The organism is Streptomyces sp. NPDC026575 (assembly GCF_055567415.1).
Genome location: NZ_JBVHQM010000001.1, coordinates 24,040 through 36,408, shown reverse-complemented (window position 1 = coordinate 36,408; position 12,369 = coordinate 24,040). Strand labels below are relative to the sequence as shown.

At 71.2% G+C, this 12,369-nt stretch carries 12 protein-coding genes; 7 read left to right on the top strand and 5 right to left on the bottom strand.

Annotated elements, in window-relative coordinates:
• Positions 1-30: 30 nt before the first annotated feature.
• The gene (locus ACZ4NB_RS00170) at positions 31-1,458 is read right to left on the bottom strand and encodes an FAD-binding oxidoreductase (protein ID WP_467657240.1); all 1,428 of its coding nucleotides are present in this window, start codon (positions 1,456-1,458) and stop codon (positions 31-33) included.
• Positions 1,459-1,809: 351 nt separating this feature from the next.
• Between ACZ4NB_RS00170 and ACZ4NB_RS00165 the strand changes: the two genes are divergently transcribed.
• Genes ACZ4NB_RS00165 through ACZ4NB_RS00155 form a run of 3 tightly spaced genes read left to right on the top strand, consistent with a single transcriptional unit; the run spans position 1,810 to position 5,700 of the window.
• Positions 1,810-3,840 carry a LodA/GoxA family CTQ-dependent oxidase gene (locus ACZ4NB_RS00165; RefSeq protein WP_467657238.1) on the top strand — a complete coding sequence of 677 codons (2,031 nt, stop codon included), beginning with the start codon at positions 1,810-1,812 and terminating at the stop codon, positions 3,838-3,840.
• The gene (locus ACZ4NB_RS00160; protein ID WP_467657237.1) at positions 3,837-4,964 is read left to right on the top strand and encodes an NAD(P)/FAD-dependent oxidoreductase; all 1,128 of its coding nucleotides are present in this window, start codon (positions 3,837-3,839) and stop codon (positions 4,962-4,964) included. The genes ACZ4NB_RS00165 and ACZ4NB_RS00160 overlap by 4 nt, the downstream gene beginning before the upstream one ends.
• A 16-nt stretch (positions 4,965-4,980) precedes the next feature.
• Positions 4,981-5,700 (top strand): hypothetical protein, encoded by a 720-nt coding sequence (locus ACZ4NB_RS00155; protein ID WP_467657236.1) that lies wholly within the window; start codon positions 4,981-4,983, stop codon positions 5,698-5,700.
• Between the two features lie 89 nt (positions 5,701-5,789).
• Here ACZ4NB_RS00155 and ACZ4NB_RS00150 read toward each other — a convergent pair whose 3' ends face one another.
• On the bottom strand, positions 5,790-7,376 hold the full coding sequence (locus tag ACZ4NB_RS00150) for a glycosyltransferase family 39 protein (protein ID WP_467657235.1): 1,587 nt from the start codon (positions 7,374-7,376) through the stop codon (positions 5,790-5,792).
• Between the two features lie 82 nt (positions 7,377-7,458).
• Here ACZ4NB_RS00150 and ACZ4NB_RS00145 point away from each other — a divergent pair, with 82 nt between their 5' ends.
• Both ACZ4NB_RS00145 and ACZ4NB_RS00140 read left to right on the top strand, forming a co-directional pair.
• The gene (locus ACZ4NB_RS00145; RefSeq protein ID WP_467657233.1) at positions 7,459-8,079 is read left to right on the top strand and encodes an L-threonylcarbamoyladenylate synthase; all 621 of its coding nucleotides are present in this window, start codon (positions 7,459-7,461) and stop codon (positions 8,077-8,079) included.
• A 99-nt stretch (positions 8,080-8,178) separates the two neighbouring features.
• A complete protein-coding gene (locus tag ACZ4NB_RS00140; protein WP_467657232.1) occupies positions 8,179-9,000 on the top strand; it encodes a VOC family protein in 822 nt (273 codons plus the stop codon).
• Between the two features lie 57 nt (positions 9,001-9,057).
• Here ACZ4NB_RS00140 and ACZ4NB_RS00135 read toward each other — a convergent pair whose 3' ends face one another.
• Complete coding sequence (locus tag ACZ4NB_RS00135; protein WP_467657230.1) at positions 9,058-9,498, bottom strand: GNAT family N-acetyltransferase; 441 nt, start codon at positions 9,496-9,498, stop codon at positions 9,058-9,060.
• A gap of 84 nt (positions 9,499-9,582) precedes the next feature.
• On the opposite strand from ACZ4NB_RS00135, the gene ACZ4NB_RS00130 reads away from it, so the two are divergent.
• Complete coding sequence (locus tag ACZ4NB_RS00130; RefSeq protein WP_467657229.1) at positions 9,583-10,293, top strand: HAD family hydrolase; 711 nt, start codon at positions 9,583-9,585, stop codon at positions 10,291-10,293.
• Between the two features lie 32 nt (positions 10,294-10,325).
• On the opposite strand, the gene ACZ4NB_RS00125 is transcribed toward ACZ4NB_RS00130, so the two are convergent.
• Both ACZ4NB_RS00125 and ACZ4NB_RS00120 read right to left on the bottom strand, forming a co-directional pair.
• Complete coding sequence (locus tag ACZ4NB_RS00125) at positions 10,326-11,003, bottom strand: TetR/AcrR family transcriptional regulator (RefSeq protein WP_467657228.1); 678 nt, start codon at positions 11,001-11,003, stop codon at positions 10,326-10,328.
• 81 nt (positions 11,004-11,084) lie between these two features.
• The gene (locus tag ACZ4NB_RS00120) at positions 11,085-11,927 is read right to left on the bottom strand and encodes a HipA family kinase (protein ID WP_467657226.1); all 843 of its coding nucleotides are present in this window, start codon (positions 11,925-11,927) and stop codon (positions 11,085-11,087) included.
• Positions 11,928-12,076: 149 nt separating this feature from the next.
• Here ACZ4NB_RS00120 and ACZ4NB_RS00115 point away from each other — a divergent pair, with 149 nt between their 5' ends.
• A complete protein-coding gene (locus ACZ4NB_RS00115) occupies positions 12,077-12,304 on the top strand; it encodes a hypothetical protein (RefSeq protein WP_467657225.1) in 228 nt (75 codons plus the stop codon).
• The last annotated feature ends 65 nt before the right edge of the window (positions 12,305-12,369 follow it).

Here is a 12,369-nt window from a genome sequence, read left to right as displayed (position 1 = left end):
CCGGCCGGTCCGCCGCCACGGGGCGTGCGCTCACGCCCGGGTCAGCGCCTGGGGGAAGCCGAACACCTCGTCCGGGTCGTAGTCGCGGGCGATGGAGCGCAGCCGATCCAGGTTCGGTCCGTAGTAGGCCGCTGGCCAGTCGGGCAGGGCCGGGTCGATGTAGTTCACATAGCCGCCACCCATGCCCAGGGAGGCCAGTTTGCCCACCACCTGGCCGACGCTGTGCGTCACTTCGGCTTCGGACGCCGCCGTCGCGGCGGCATAGATCTGTGCCGTGGCGAAGGCGTCGCGGTGCGGGAAGGCGGTCTGCTGAACGCCCACTTCGGCCACCGCGCCACCGAGCGGGTCGAGGATCAGATTCATGCCCGCACGGCCGGTGAGCAGGTCGACCACGGCGTCCGGATTGGCGGCGGGCGCGCTGAGGACGCGTGAGGAGGCGACGAAGGACTCCCGGTCGGGCTTGCCGGCGAAGAAGCGCATGGCCTTGAAGTAGTCGCGGTCCTCGACCCGCTTGGTCGGTACGATGCCGCAGCGTGCGATCAGGGCGTCCACCAGCGGATGGCAGGCGGTGCTCGGACCGACGAAGCAGCCGGCCACCGTGCAACTCGGTTTGTTCCCACCCGAGATGTTGCAGTTCGCCCACAGCTCGCGAGGCGCTTCCGTGATCCACGGTTGCCATGCGGTCAGCACCGCCGGCACCGTGTTCTTGGGGAAGACGAGCTTGAAGATCGTCAGCGCCGGAGCCGGGTCGGTGGAGAAGGTGAACTGGGTGACGACCCCGAAGTTGCCTCCGCCGCCTCCGCGCAGCGCCCAGAACAGGTCCGGTGCCCGGGAGGCCGAGACGGTCAGGACCCTGCCGTCCGCGGTGACGACCTCGGCGCCCACGAGGTGGTCGCAGGTGAGGCCGAACTTCCGTTGCAGTACGCCGATTCCGCCGCCCAGGGCCACCCCGGCGATGCCGACGGTGAAGCAGGAGCCCCCGGGCACACAGCGGCCCGCCTGGCCGAGTGCGGTGTAGACGTCCCGCAGTGTGGCGCCGGCGCCGATGGTGGCGGTGCCGTCCGCCCGGACGTTCACGGCCGATATACGGCGCAGGTCGAGGGTGAGGCCGCCGTGCGGCGCCGAATAGCCGACATAGGAGTGCCCGCCGCTGCGGGCGGCCAACGGAACCCGGTGGGCGGCCGTCAGCACCGCCTCGCGGACATCGGACACCGACTCGCACTGTGCCACCGCGGCGGGCACACGGTCGTCGTTGAGCGGATTGAAGAGCTTCCTGGCGTCCTCGAATCCGGGGTCTCCGGGCCGCAGTAACGCTCCGCGCATCCGTTGGCGCAGGCCGGCCCAGTCCACGTTGGCCGCGACGGCGGCCGTTCGTGCCGCGGTCCAGGTGGTGGTCTCCTCGGCTTTCCGGGCCTGGGTGCCGGCCCGGGGCGCATGGAACAGATGGTTCCGCGCCATGGTCACCATCTCCCTCTGGTGGTTCGAGGAAAGCGGGGGAGAACGGGCGAGCGCAGATATCCGCACGTCCGTTCGATGCGGATGGTTTCACGCTAACACGGTGTGATCACCCCCTCCAGTCGAGGGGGAGGTGCCCTTGCGGCTGTCGGGCGGGCGGAGCCGAAGTCCGCCGTCGCGCCGTCGTCATCACGCTCCGTAGGGATTCTGGGGGCGGTTTTCGAGACACGCCGACTCGAAGGGGTGAATCCGTGCACCCATTGTGACGCCTCTGCCGCGCAGCCCGGGTTGGGGCGATCCTACGTTTGAGTCCTTCGGGGAGATATGTGCGTCCGCCCAAGGAAAGGCCCCTAGATGGACAACTCGACGGACCAGATAGTCCAGGTGAAGATCCACCCGGCCATCGGCATCGCGCGCGTCGGCAACAGCACCCAGCCGCCCTTCATCGGCCCCGAGTCGCCGGACGAACCGCCACTGGCGGCCGGCTCCTACAAGGACGCCTCCGGCAAGATCATCCGGCAGGCCGCCCGATTCCGGCTCTACGGCTACAACCAGGCGGGGAAGGTCGTGCGGGAACTCACCCTGGACGACCCGGACGTCACCGAGATCAAGTGGTCGGTGCACGTGGCCAACAAGAAGGCCGCCTGGTACCAGTTCCACATCCCGCTCGACATCCCCGAGGCCGGCAGCCTGACGACCGACAAGCGGAGCCGACGGAACGCCGGCGTCACGGGCGCGGCGCGCAAGGGCCTCGTCAACGACCCCGGCCGCAAGACCCTCCGCGCCTCCGCCCACGAGACCGCCACGTTCGACGGCAAGATCATGCAAAAGCCGGTCTCCCTCGGCTCGGCCTCCACCCAGGACGACGGCCGGCTGCTGGTCGTCGGCGGCGCCGGCACCTCGGCCTCGTGGACCGAACCACCGGGGGATATCACCGGCGTCGCCAACAACGACACCTGGTACGACGACGTCTCCGACGGCCCGGTCACGGCGGAGGTCACCATCGGCGGCGCCACGAAGACGGCGTCCCCGGCATGGGTCGTGGTCGCCCCGCCGCACTACGCACCCGGCGTGAAGACCGTCCGGACCCTCTACGACGTGCTGTACGACGTGTACGTCACCGAGCAGACGCTGCCGGTCGAGCCGAAGCCGTCGTACCCGGACGACATCGAACCGCTGCTGACCCGCTTCTGCGATCTGCAGTGGGTCAACCACGGCTTCGCCACCCAGTTCGGCTGGAAGGGCCCGCACGACTTCCGCGACCCGGAGATGCGCAAGCGGCTCGCCGACCCCGGCGACACCAGCCGCGAACTGCGCCGCCAGATCTACATCCACATGCGCGACTACTGCCGGGACGGGATGTCCCCGCTGCCCTGGCCGTGGCTCTACGGCGACGCGATGTCCAGCAAGCCCAACTCCGTCCGGCAGCACATCAAGCTCTCGTCCGTCCAGGACAAGATGCTGGCGCGGTGGGCCGAAGGCCACTTCACCACCGGCCCGCCCCGCAAGGGCTACCCGGACGTGGACCAGGCGCCCGTCGCCGAACGGCCGGGCCTGCTGGACCGGGGCGCGCTGGAGAACTGCGCCGCGGACGCCTTCCACCCGGGCTGTGAGGTCACCTGGCCGATGCGGCACAAGACCATGTACTCCGAGCCCTTCCGCATCCTGCACCGCGCGCAGGGCAGCGCGGAACCCGACTACGGCGATCACTTCGTGCTCCAGGAGATGCTGGGCAAGAACGGTCCGCTGCACGCGCAGGGGCCGGGTGACCTCACCCGCTGGATGGCCGCCCCCTGGCAGTGCGACACGGCCAGCTGCCGCTCCGGTTATGAGGTGCTCGCCAACCTGGGCCCCCGTTACAGCCCTTACCTGCCGACCTTCTGGCCGGCCCAGATGCCCAACCACGTACTGAAGATGTCGGACTTCACCACCGTCAACACCAAGCCGAGCGGCGGCGACGACACCGCCAGGGAGAAGGCGTTCGAGCACCGGGCGGTGTGGCTGCGCGGCCTGACGGGCACCGATTTCAACAAGCAGCGCAAGCAGATGATCAAGGACTGGTACAAGTTCGGCATCGTCGAGTCCCACGAATACACCGTGGGCGACGGCAAGTTCCCCAAGTACATCCAGGTCGAGTCGGAGCCGGGGTACGGCACGGTCCCCGACCACGCCAACCTGATCAACATCCAGGTGCCCGAGGCCGGCGTACCCCAACTGGCCGCCGTGGCCGGCACCTGGGGCGGCAGCATCCCCGCCGAGGACGTCGAGGCGGACCTCGTCCGGCAGGCGGTCCAGGAGGTCATGGCCGCGACCGGCCAGGACGAGGAGTCGATCGCCGCCGGATACCTGGAGAAGCTCGATCCCTTCCACGGCACCCAGCAGTGAGCCCGCCACCCGCCTACGACGTCGTGGTCGCGGGTGGTGGCCCGGCCGGCTGTGCGGCCGCGCTCGCCCTCGTACGGGCCGGGCGCACGGTCCTGCTGGCGGACGCGGCCACCGGCCCGCCCAAGACGGGTGAGGCACTGGTGTCCGTGGGGCGGCTGGTCCTGGCCGACCTCGGCGTCGCGCAGCCGGTCCTGGGCACCGGCCATCTGCCCTGCCACGGCAACCTGTCCGCCTGGGGCTCCACCGAACTGCAGGCCGTGGACGCCATCAACGACCCCTACGGCCACGGCTGGCACCTCGACCGTCCGCTCTTCGACCGGCGGCTGCGCGCCGCGGCCCGCCAGGCGGGCGCCGAGGTCACCGAGCACACCGCCGTACGGCGCACCTCCCGGCAGCCGGACGGCACCTGGCGACTGGCGCTGTGCGACCGCTCCGGCGGCAGCGGGGAGCGCACGGTCCGCTGCCGCTGGGTGGTGGACGCCACCGGACGGGGCGCCGCGATCGCCGTCCGCTCCGGCGCCCGGCGGCACCGCGGCGACCGGCTGACCGCCCTCCACCTCACCCTCGACCCGGCCCCGCGGACCGTGCTCGACGGCCGTTCGCTGGTCGAGTCCGACCAGGACGGCTGGTGGTACACCGCACTGCTGCCCTCCCGGCGGCGTCTGGTGGCCTACTTCACCGACCCCGACCTGCCCGGCGCCGCCGGTGGCGCCGAGCGGTTCCGCGACCGGCTGCTGGCGACCCGGCACATCTCGCACCGGGCCCGTCCGCACGGACTGCGCCCGCCGCGGCCACCCCGCCGAGCCCCCGCCCACAGCGCCCATCTGGACCGGGTGCACGGCGACGGCTGGACGGCGGCCGGCGACGCGGCGGTCGCCTTCGACCCGCTCAGCTCACAGGGCATCCTCACCGCCCTCTACACCGGGCTGAGCGCGGGCGAGGCGGTGGACGCCCGGCTGCGCGGCGACCGGGCGGCACTGGACGACTACGCGGCCAGGGTCACCACCGCCCGCACCGCCTACCAGCGCGGCCACCGTGCCGTGCACGCCCAAGAGACCCGCTGGAGCGAACGGCCCTTCTGGGCCCGGCGCCGGCGTGACACCCAACCGAACACCCTTCGATGAAAGGCGACAACGCACCATGACCAGCCACCCCGATTCCGACCACGCCGGACACGAGCACATCCACCGCTTCCTGATCCTGGGCAAGGAACAGCTGTTCTTCTACCACCTGGCGCTGTACAACCCGCAGTCCGGCCACAACTACCAGGCCGTGTTCAGCTTCAGCATCAAGGACAGCGGCGAGCTGAAGAAGATGTACCTCGACGACCGGGCCAAGCACGAGGACGAGCGGGTCTTCTACTCGCTGCGCTGTCCGCACCACTTCGAGCTCCCGGAGCTGAAGAACGGCAAGCAGTTCAAGGTCCACCTGGAGCGGGTCGTGGTGAAGCCGGACGGCAGCCGCGACTTCCAGCAGATGACCACGGCCGAGACCACGGTGGACTGCAAGAAGGAGGATGTGCTCTCCTTCCGCGAGCTGGGCGGCATGCCCTACCCCGAGTACCTCACCTACCTGATGTTCGGCGCGGGCGACGAGATCCACCTCGCCCACCAGCTCGCGGAGCGCCCGAACTGGGACGAGGCCCTCACCATCCACCCCATGGGGCCCATCGACGCGGCGACGCTGAAGAAGGTCCCGACCCTGGTCATCGACTCGATCAAGGACGCCCACGGCAAGCTGGTCGAGAGCCCGCTGAAGAAGGGCCAGCAGTACCAGGGCAAGCTCAACGGGTCCGGTGCGACGGTCGACTTCACCGTCGGACGCCAGGGCTGGTGGAACCACACCAGCCTCAACAGCTGACCGCACCCCACCGCTGAGTCTCCCCCTGGCCCGGGTCGCGACGCCGGTCGCGGCCCGGGCCAGCCGGGGGAGGCGCCCAGGGTCCGCGGTCACCGGGTCCGCTCGTACACCGTCACCCGCCGGCCGCCCGCCTCGGTCACGTCGACCGGGGTGAAGTGCCGGTCGAGGACGGCGCGTTTGACGCGGTCGCGTGGCGAGGGCGGCACCGAGGAGGAGGCGCTGCCGCTCTCGCCGTCGGCGTCATCGACGACGACGATGCGCCGATGGGCGAGCATGGCGGTCCGTATGCGTTCGGGGGCCGCCTCGATGCCGTACAACGTCCCGGAGGCGACCGGGCTTTCGGCCAGCGCGAGATCGTCGAGTCCGCGGAACGCGCCGGGCGTGACCAGCGCGGCGTCCCGCCGCTGGTCGGGCAGGAACACCACACCGTCCCCCGGGCGAGCGAGCACCGCGACCTCGCGCGCGGCCACTCGTACGTCGTCCGTCCGGCTCGCCCATGTGCGCAGACCCAGCTCCAGCGGCAGCAGCGCCAGGAAGACCACCGCCATGACCCCGGCGAGCAGCGTCTCGCTCCGCGCCCGCCCCCAGCCGCGGCCCCGCACCCGGCCGTACGCCGGCACCGCTCGCACCGCCCAGGCGACGGTGGAGCCGACCAGCAGCGACAGCCCGATGTACGAGAAGAGCACATAGCGGTCGACATAGAGCGGCTCGACGAGCAAGGAGGCCAGCAGCAGCCCCAGCTGCGGCAGGGCGAGCAGCGGCAGCCCCACCGGCACCGGCGACGGCCGCTTCGGCGCGCGGCGGGGTATGCGCGCGCACACCAGGCCGACCACCAGCATCGCGGTCACCCCCAGCAGGCTGGCGGCGGAGGCGGGCGGTATCCACGCCACCTGCCCCGCCTGCGGCCGGCTGGCGAGTATCAGCGGCAGCGTCCCCGGCACGATCACCGTCGCGGTCAGCAACCACCGTGACAGCAGCGGGCGTCGGCCGCGGCGCCGGGCGAGGACGACGGTCACCCCGTGGGCCGCCCATGCGAACAGCGAGAGCCAGTTGAGCAGTGCGGTGACCAGCATGACCGCCGCGTAGGCGCCCCAGCGCCACCCCCAGGCGTCCCACCACCGGCGGCCGTCGCGGGCAGCCGTGCGCCCCACCGGGTACACCGCGCCCACCAGCAGCCAGGTCGCCACCGCCACCCCCGCCGCCACCAGCGCGAAGGAACGTCCCTCCTGCGCGTAGCGCTGCATCACCGGCAGCAGGGCCAGCACCAGTCCGGCCGAGAGGCCGGCCAGGGGGCCGGCGAGCCGGCGGCCGGTCGCCGCGGTGGCCGCCACGGCGATGACCAGTCCCAGCACCGACGGCAGCCGCAGCGCCGCCAGACTCGCTCCGAAGACCTCGAACACGGTGTGGATCAGCAGGTAGTAGAGGCAGTGGACGACGTCCACCTGCCCGACCAGGTGCCCTATCTCGGGCAGGGACCGCTGGGCCACCTCCCAGGTGGCGGCCTCGTCCCGCCAGATGGCGCCCTGGCGGCGCAGTCCCCACAGACCCAGGGCGAGCGCCAGCAGCGCGGGCGCCCCGCAGACCAGCAGGCCCCGCGTCCGGGTCGCTCCGACGCGGCCGGGGGCGGCGCGTCCCCCGAGGGCGGCGGGGGTTCCCTGGCCAAGATCGAGAGACATGCCGGGCACTCTATACTTGATGCATACATGGCACGCCCCAGCGGTCCACCGGGATCGACGGGACACCGCCTAGACTCGCCGGATGGCGAAGTACTTCGACGTGCACCCCGAGAATCCTCAGCGGCGCACCCTCAGCAGCGTGGCCGACAGCATCCGCTCAGGCGCTCTCGTCGTGTACCCGACGGACTCCTGCTTCGCGCTGGGATGCCAACTGGGAAGCCGTGACGGTATCGACCGGATCCGCTCGATCCGCAATCTCGACGACCGCCACCACTTCACCCTCGTATGCCAGAACTTCGCGCAGCTGGGGCAGTTCGTGCACGTCGACAACGACGTGTTCCGCGCCGTCAAGGCCGCGACTCCGGGCAGCTACACCTTCATCCTCCCCGCGACGAGGGAGGTACCGCGCCAGCTGATGCATCCGAAGAAGAAGACGGTCGGCGTCCGGATTCCCGACCATGTCGTCGCTCAGGCCCTGCTGGCCGAGCTCGGCGAGCCGCTGCTCTCCAGCACCCTGCTGCTGCCGGACGAGGCGGAGCCGATGACACAGGGGTGGGAGATCAAGGAGCGGCTCGACAACGTCGTGGACGCGGTGGTCGACTCGGGCGACTGCGGCACCGAACCGACCACGGTCATCGACTTCTCCGGCGGCGGATTCGAGATCGTCCGCCGCGGCGCGGGCGACACGACGCGGTTCGAGTAGCCGCCGCCCGAAGCGCCCGGACGGTCCCGCGCGGTGTTCCCCGCGCGGCCGGGACGCCGCGCGCCTAGCGTGGGAAGTCGGAGAGGAGTGAGCCACACCATGAGCGATTTCCCCGAAGGCGCCCCCTGCTGGGCGGACGCCATGTTCACGGACGTCGAAGGCGCCAAGAGTTTCTACGGTGAGGTGCTCGGCTGGACGTTCGGCGAGTCCGCCGACGAGTACGGCAACTACACCCAGGCATACTCCGGCGGCAAGGCCGTCGCCGCCGTCGTCCCGCCGATGCCCGGCAGTGAGGACGCGCCCTCCGCCTGGTGCCTGTACTTCGCCTCCTCCGACGTGAACAGGACCGCCGAGAAGATCGAGGGCGCGGGCGGCACGCTGCTCATGGAGCCGATGCAGGTCGGCCCCTTCGGCTCCATGGCGCTCGCCAAGGAGCCCAGCGGTGCCGTCTTCGGCGTCTGGCAGGCCGGCGAGCACCACGGGTTCGAGAAGACGGCCGAGCCCGGCGCGTACTGCTGGGCCGAGCTCTTCACCCGCCGGCCGGAGGCGGCCGACGACTTCCTGAAGAAGGTCTTCCCGTACTCCGCACGGAAGATGGAGCCCGGTGACGACCCCGAGGCCCAGGGCATGGACTTCAAGGTCTTCAGCGTCGGTGGCAGCGACAACCCCGTGCTGGGCCGGATGAAGATGGGCGAGGAGTTCCCGAAGGAGATCCCCAGCTACGTCCAGATCTACTTCGACGTCGAGGACTGCGACGACGCCGTCGCCAAGGCCAGGAAGCTCGGCGGCCGGCTGCACTTCGGCCCGATGGACACCCCGTTCGGCCGCTTCGCCGCCCTGACCGACCCGCAGGGCGCGGCCTTCGCGGTGATCGATATGCGCACGACGGCCGGTGCCATGCCGCGGATGAGCGAGGCGTAGCGGGGGCGGCGGCGTCGGCGGCCTCGCCACGTCTTCCGGGCCGGGGAGGCACCCGGGTCAGGGGAGGCGCAGATCGATCCAGGGAATGGTGTCGCCCGGCAGCAGGTACCGCTCGATCTCGACGAACCCGTGCTGGTGGGCGAACCGCAGACCGTCCTCGTTGGAGGACAGGACCACCGTTTCGATCACCTTGGCGCCCAACTGCCGGGCGCGGTCGAGCCCGTGCGCATAGAGCTGCTCGCCGAACCCCTGCCCGCGGTGCGGAGCGAGTACCCGGGCGATCACCGTGGCCGTCAGCGTGTCGTCCGACGGCGGGCGCACCGTGCTGCAGCCCACGAGAACGCCATCGAGGTACGCGACCTCCAGGTGGTGGCGCTGTGCGCGTTCCCGTACGTCGTCGAGGGACAGCAGGTGCGTAGGGATGATCACGTTGTGGACGTGCTGCCAGTCCTTGAGCGTGGCGTCATCGTCCGGCTGTTGGATGCGAAGATCGGACATCGCAGCAGAAGACCCGAGTACGCCCCGGACGTCAACTCCGTTTTGCCGCGGCACCGGTCGCCCGGCGCCTGGCATGATCGACAGGTGACCAGCGAATCTGTGCGGTCCGGCCGCACGAGGTACGTCCTGTTCGATGTCGACGGCACGTTGATCGACGCCGTGGACAACCAGCGCCGGGTGTGGCGAGCATGGGCGGAGCGCTATGGGCTCGACCCGGACGAGGTGTACACGGTGGCCCTGCGGACCAGGCCCACCGAAACCTTCGCGCAGGTCGCTGCGCGCCACGATCCGCACGAGTGCCTGGCCGCGCTGCACGCACTGGAGGACGAGGACGTCCGGTCCGGCCGCTACGCCGCCTTCGACGGTGCGGCCGAGGTGCTGCGCGGTCTGCCGCCGGGGTCCTGGGCGCTGGTGACCTCGAACTACGAGCATCGGGTACGCGGCCGCTTCCTGCGGACGGGCCTGCCGGAGCCGGGCCTGGTCGTGGACGCCGCCGCTGTTGAGGACGGCAAGCCCTCTCCCGTTCCGTATCTGCGGGCCGCTGCGCGACTGGGGGCCGAGCCGGGAGACTGCCTGGTCATCGAGGACGCCCCGTCCGGAGTGCAATCCGGGCTGCGCGCCGGTATGACGGTGTGGGGCGTGAACGGCGCTGCCGCGGTGGAGGGCGTGCATCGCCACTTCGAGAGCCTGCGCGAAGCGGTTCCGCACATTCTGGCCTTCGCGTCCGGATCCTCGCCGCATGCTGTCGGGGGCGCTCAGGGCCTGTCCGAGGGGTCCTGGCCGGGCCGACCCTGAACCATCGGACAGCCCTTGGCCACCGCGCCGAGTCAGTCCGCGTCCCTGCCCCTGCTCCCCTTGCCCGTGGCGGCGTCCTTGCGTACGGCGTAGCCGAGGGCGGGTGCGCCCAGCATCTCCTCGACGAGGTCGAGGAGTTCCAGCGCGGCCCCGGCGATCTCGTCGGGTTTCTCACCGGCCTCGATGCGCCGGCCGATCTCGCTGTAGAGCAGTGCGTGGAACCAGCCGATCTGGCTGGCCACCAGGCGCGGGGTCTGGTCGTCGGGGGCGGCCGCGGTCTCCTCGGCGAGGAGGTGGGCGAGCGCCTCGGTCATCTGCCGGCCGAGGTCCTCCAGGCGGGCGGTGAGGGTGGGAGCGGCCCGCATCATGCTGAAGACCCGGCCGAAGCCCGCGGTCAGGCCCACCTTGCGGTCACGGCGCCGCAGCTCGTCCCGGAGGTGGTCGAGTACCGCCCGTGCGGCGGACTCGCCCGGCCGCCGATCGCGGACGATGTCGGCGAGCCGCTGCGGTGATGCCTGGTCCGGCGGCAGGACCAGGTCTTCCTTGGCCTCGTAGTAGTTGTAGAGGGTGTTGACCGAGACGTCCGCCGCCGCCGCGACCTCGGCGATGGTGACGTGGTCGAAGCCCCGCTCGACGAACAGGCCGATCGCCACGTCGGAGATGCGCTGCCGCGTCTGCCGCTTCTTGCGTTCCCGCAGCCCTTCGCTCATGCCGCAACCCTAATCGTCCTGCTCCGGCGCACTGCATCGCACTGTGCCGCACCGTTGCCGGGTACGGTGCGCCGGGAGGCGTCAGCGCGCCGGGAGCGGTGCGCGGTCGGGCAGGTCCCGGGGAAGCCACCGGGCCGAGACCCGCGCGCGGGCGGCGAGGTGGGTGACGTAGGCGTCGCGGACCTCGTCCGGCGCGCCGAACCCCGGCTCGTCGAGCAGCCAGACGTCCGGGACGGCGGCGACGACCTCGCGCAGCAGCTCGGGGGTCACCCGGTCCGCGAGTTCGGCGTCCGCCGCCAGCAGGTCGCGGTGGTGGCACCCGAGCGCGTGGTACCGGAAGTCGTAGGCCCTGCCGACCGCGTCCGCCGCGGTCTGCCACCGGTGATGGAAGACCAGTGCGGCGCCGTGGTCTATCAGCCACAGGCGGGGTTGGCGGTGACCGGAGGTCGGCCAGGCCATGAGGTTCGTGCTGTGCACCGTGCGGTCCACATTGGCGGTGAACGCGTCCAGCCAGACGACCCTGGCGCACTCCATCGGATCGACGTTCAGCGCGCCCGGTGCGAAGTCGGCGGCTCCGGGGAGGTGGTCCATGCCGAGGTTGAGGCCCGCGCTGGAGTGCAGCAGGTCCTGGACTTCCTGGTGCGGTTCCTCGGCGGCCACCGCGGGGTCGAAGTCGACCAGCACCAACTCCGGTACGCGCAGCCCGAGTCGGCGGGCCAGCTCGCCGACGACGACCTCGGCGACAAGCGCCTTGCGCCCCTGCGCCGAGCCGGTGAACTTGACGACGTACGTACCCAGGTCGTCGGCCTCGACGACACCGGGGACCGAGCCTCCGCTCCGCAGCGGGGTCACGTACCGGACGGCTGTCACCCTGCGCAGCGCATCCGACGCCGTGGTCATGTCGTCCCGCCCCTCCGCCGTCATGGGGCCGACCTTGGCCCGTCCCGGATAACAATATTGAAATTGAAGTCTACTGCAAAAGTGCAGTGCACTATGGTTTTTGCTCGTGAGGGGCGGCGCACCGCGCGCCCTCACGCGACGGACAACGGATCGCTTCGACGGGAGAGGTGGACATGGCGGCGACGCGGGATGTGCATGAGGCGGCGGTGCGGCGTGCCAATGAGGCGCTGCAGACGTACACGCTCTCGGGCGAGGGCTGGCGCCGCAGCCCCAGCGAGACCTTGCAGTACGTCCTGACCGATCTGCTGCACTGGTGCGACGCCACCCAGCGCGACTTCGACGCCGCCCTGGCGCGGGCGCGTGCCCGGCACGCCGAGGAAGCCGGGCGGGCGGCCGGCTGACGCGGGGGCGCGCACGTCGTCCGAGGTGGCGCCCGGGACCGGTCGTCGGCTATCCGGCCCCGGGC

Bases quoted from the DNA above. Each gene is read 5' to 3' on its own strand.
- ACZ4NB_RS00170 (WP_467657240.1), bottom strand. From the start codon at position 1,458: ATGGCGCGGAACCATCTGTTCCATGCGCCCCGGGCCGGCACCCAGGCC.
- ACZ4NB_RS00165 (WP_467657238.1), top strand. From the start codon at position 1,810: ATGGACAACTCGACGGACCAGATAGTCCAGGTGAAGATCCACCCGGCC.
- ACZ4NB_RS00155 (WP_467657236.1), top strand. From the start codon at position 4,981: ATGACCAGCCACCCCGATTCCGACCACGCCGGACACGAGCACATCCAC.
- ACZ4NB_RS00150 (WP_467657235.1), bottom strand. From the start codon at position 7,376: ATGTCTCTCGATCTTGGCCAGGGAACCCCCGCCGCCCTCGGGGGACGC.
- ACZ4NB_RS00145 (WP_467657233.1), top strand. From the start codon at position 7,459: ATGGCGAAGTACTTCGACGTGCACCCCGAGAATCCTCAGCGGCGCACC.
- ACZ4NB_RS00140 (WP_467657232.1), top strand. From the start codon at position 8,179: ATGAGCGATTTCCCCGAAGGCGCCCCCTGCTGGGCGGACGCCATGTTC.
- ACZ4NB_RS00135 (WP_467657230.1), bottom strand. From the start codon at position 9,498: ATGTCCGATCTTCGCATCCAACAGCCGGACGATGACGCCACGCTCAAG.
- ACZ4NB_RS00125 (WP_467657228.1), bottom strand. From the start codon at position 11,003: ATGAGCGAAGGGCTGCGGGAACGCAAGAAGCGGCAGACGCGGCAGCGC.
- ACZ4NB_RS00120 (WP_467657226.1), bottom strand. From the start codon at position 11,927: ATGACGGCGGAGGGGCGGGACGACATGACCACGGCGTCGGATGCGCTG.
- ACZ4NB_RS00115 (WP_467657225.1), top strand. From the start codon at position 12,077: ATGGCGGCGACGCGGGATGTGCATGAGGCGGCGGTGCGGCGTGCCAAT.